Origin of the sequence: Desertihabitans aurantiacus (assembly GCF_003344635.1) — a bacterium.
In the GTDB taxonomy this organism is placed as follows: domain Bacteria; phylum Actinomycetota; class Actinomycetes; order Propionibacteriales; family Propionibacteriaceae; genus Desertihabitans; species Desertihabitans aurantiacus.
The window spans coordinates 1-2,807 of the sequence record NZ_QPKK01000374.1 but is presented as its reverse complement, the minus strand read 5'-3'; the positions used below and the strand labels follow the sequence as shown (position 1 = coordinate 2,807).

Below are 2,807 nucleotides of genomic sequence, written 5' to 3'. Positions count from 1 at the left end.
CCCGCCGACCGGCCGGCTGGCCCGCTGGCTGGTCGCCGCCGGCGAGCGCGGCCTGCCGGTCAAGTGCACCGCCGGGCTGCACGCCGCGGTGCGGCACACCGACCCGGCGACCGGGTTCGAGCACCACGGGTTCCTCGACGTCGCGGTGGCCGTCGGTGCTCTGCTCGACGGTGCCGCCGAGGCGGACGTCCGGGAGCTGCTGGACCGGCGCGACGCCGCCGGGCTGGCCGCGACGGTCGCCGGCTGGGACGCCGGCACCCGCGTCCGGGTCCGGGAGCGGTTCACCGGGTTCGGCTCGTGCAGCACCACCGAACCCCTCGACGACCTGTGTGCGCTCGGACTGCTGGAGCGTCCGGCGGGAGCCCGGCCGTGACCCGGCCGTCGCCGACCTGGGTGCCCGGGGCGGCCCGCTCCGGGTTCGACGTCGACCACCTGCCCTACGGCGTCTTCTGCACCGAGGACCTCGGCTGCCGGGTCGGCGTCCGGGTGGGGGAGCGGGTGCTCGACCTCGCCGCCGCCTCCCGGGACGCGTTGCCCGACCTGACCGCTGCGCTGGAGGCGCCCTCGCTCAACCCGCTGATGGCCCGCGGACGCCCGGAGTGGCAGCGGGTCCGCCGCTGGCTGACCGGCGTCCTCACCGAGCCGCGGCACCGCCCGGCGGTCGCCCCGCACCTGCACGAGCTGGCCGAGGTCACCCTGCACCTGCCGTTCGAGGTGGCCGACTACGTCGACTTCTACGCCTCGGAGCACCACGCCAGCACCGTGGGGCGCATCTTCCGGCCCGACGCCGAGCCGCTGCTGCCGAACTGGAAGCACCTGCCCGTCGGCTACCACGGCCGGGCGGGGACGGTGGTCGCCTCCGGCACCGACGTGGTGCGCCCCTGCGGCCAGCGCCGACCGCCGGGGGTGGAGCGTCCGACGGTCGGGCCCAGCACCCGGCTCGACCTGGAGGCCGAGCTGGGGTTCGTGGTCGGGGTCGGCTCACCGCTCGGCGTCCCGGTCGGTGCGGACGCGTTCACCGACCACGTCTTCGGCGTGGTCGGGGTCAACGACTGGTCGGCCCGCGACCTGCAGGCCTGGGAGTACGTGCCGCTCGGGCCGTTCCTCGGCAAGTCCTTCGCCACCTCGGTCAGCCACTGGGTCACCCCGCTGGACGCCCTCGCCGCGGCCTGGTGCGACCTGCCGACCCAGCACCCCGAACCGCTGGACTACCTGCGGGTGGACCAGCCGGCCGGGCTGGCGGTCGACGTCGAGGTGGAGGTCGCCGGCAGCGTGGTCAGCCGGCCGCCGTACGCCTCGATGTACTGGGGGCCGGCGCAGATGCTGGCCCATCTCACCGTGAACGGGGCCTGCCTGCGCACCGGTGACCTCTTCGCCTCCGGCACCATCTCCGGCCCGGAGCCCGACCAGCGCGGGTCGCTGCTCGAGCTCTCCTGGGGCGGGCGGGACCCGGTACCGGTGGGCAGGTCGAGCCGCACCTTCCTCGACGACGGCGACGAGGTGGTGCTGCGCTACTCCGCGCCGGGTGTCCTCGGCGGGCGGATCACCCTCGGCGAGGTCCGCGGACGCATCCGGCCGGCCGGCTGCTGAGCCTGTCGAAGGGCGAGCCCCGCCCGCTGCTCAGACCGGGATGTGCCCGGCGGGGAAGCCGCCGTTGCTGTACAGCAGCTGGCCGTTGATCCACGAACCCCGGTCCGACAGCAGGAAGCGGATGAGGTTGGCGGTGTCCTCCGGCGTGCCGAGCCGACCGGTGGGCTGCTGGGCCAGCGCCGAGGTGCGCACGGCGTCGTTCATCCAGCCGGTGTCGACCGGGCCGGGGTTGATGACGTTGCTGCGCAGGCCGCGGTCGGCGAGCTCGTGGGCGGCGGCCAGCACGAGCCGGTCCAGCGCGCCCTTGGTGGCGCCGTAGGGGAGGTTGTGCACCGTGTGGTCGCTGGTCAGCGCCACGGCGGCCCCGCCGGTGGCGGGCAGCTGGCGGGCGAACTCGGCCAGCAGCAGCCAGGTCGCGCGGACGTTCACCGCGTAGTGGCGGTCGAAGCTCTCCACCGTGGTGTCGAGCAGGCTGGAGTCGACGCTCTCGCAGTGGGCCATCACCAGCGCGTCCAGCGGGCCGAGCCGCTCCCGGGCGGTGGCCACCACCTGGTCGGGCACGGCCGGGTCGGCCAGGTCGGCGGCCACCAGCTCGACCCGGACGCCGTGCGCGTCGCGCAGCTCCGCGGCCAGGGAGGCCGGGTCGTCGGCGTCCCCGGGGAGCGCCAGCCGCTGGTCGTAGGGCGTCCAGTAGGAGAGCGCGAGGTCCCAGCCGTCCTCGGCCAGACCGGCCGCGATGCCGGCACCGATCCCGCGACGACGTCCGACCCCGGTGAGCAGTGCTGCAGGCATGCCCGGCACCGTAGCGATCCGGGGGCGGGGCGCGCGACGGGTTTCCGGCGTGCGGTCAGGCCAGCTGGCGGGCGGTCGCGACCACCAGCGGCGCCACCGCGTCCACGTCCACCTCGCCGAGGGCGACCACGCCGACGCAGGCCTCCGGCGCCCAGCCCTCCGCGCCCGTCAACGGGGCGGCGACCCCGACCGCGCCCGGCTGCAGCTCGCCCCGGGTGACCGCGTAGCCGCGCTCGCGGGTCAGCCGCACCGGTCCGGGGTCGTCGGGACGTCCGGGACGGGCGGCCAGCACCGCCAGCCCGGACGCGCCGCGGGTGAGCGGGTGCCGGCTGCCGACCCGGTAGCCGACCCGCAGCAGCGCGTCGGTGGGGTCGAGGGAGACCAGCACGACGGCCTGCTCGTCCTCGACCACGGCCAGGAAGCTG

2 protein-coding genes and 2 pseudogenes are annotated in these 2,807 nt (G+C 76.2%); 2 read left to right on the top strand and 2 right to left on the bottom strand.

The genetic code is table 11. From position 1 onward, the window contains the following. Both DVA66_RS19105 and fahA read left to right on the top strand, forming a co-directional pair. A pseudogene (locus DVA66_RS19105) lies at positions 1-373 on the top strand (hypothetical protein); the annotation flags it as partial. Beyond that, positions 370-1,590 carry a fumarylacetoacetase gene (gene fahA / locus DVA66_RS19100; protein WP_232822074.1) on the top strand — a complete coding sequence of 407 codons (1,221 nt, stop codon included), beginning with the start codon at positions 370-372 and terminating at the stop codon, positions 1,588-1,590. The pseudogene DVA66_RS19105 and the gene fahA, both read left to right, overlap by 4 nt. A 30-nt stretch (positions 1,591-1,620) precedes the next feature. Here fahA and DVA66_RS19095 read toward each other — a convergent pair whose 3' ends face one another. Together DVA66_RS19095 and DVA66_RS19090 are read right to left on the bottom strand one after the other, a co-directional pair. Further along, positions 1,621-2,382 carry an SDR family oxidoreductase gene (locus tag DVA66_RS19095; RefSeq protein WP_114561428.1) on the bottom strand — a complete coding sequence of 254 codons (762 nt, stop codon included), beginning with the start codon at positions 2,380-2,382 and terminating at the stop codon, positions 1,621-1,623. A 55-nt stretch (positions 2,383-2,437) separates the two neighbouring features. Next, a pseudogene (locus DVA66_RS19090) lies at positions 2,438-2,807 on the bottom strand (hypothetical protein); the annotation flags it as partial.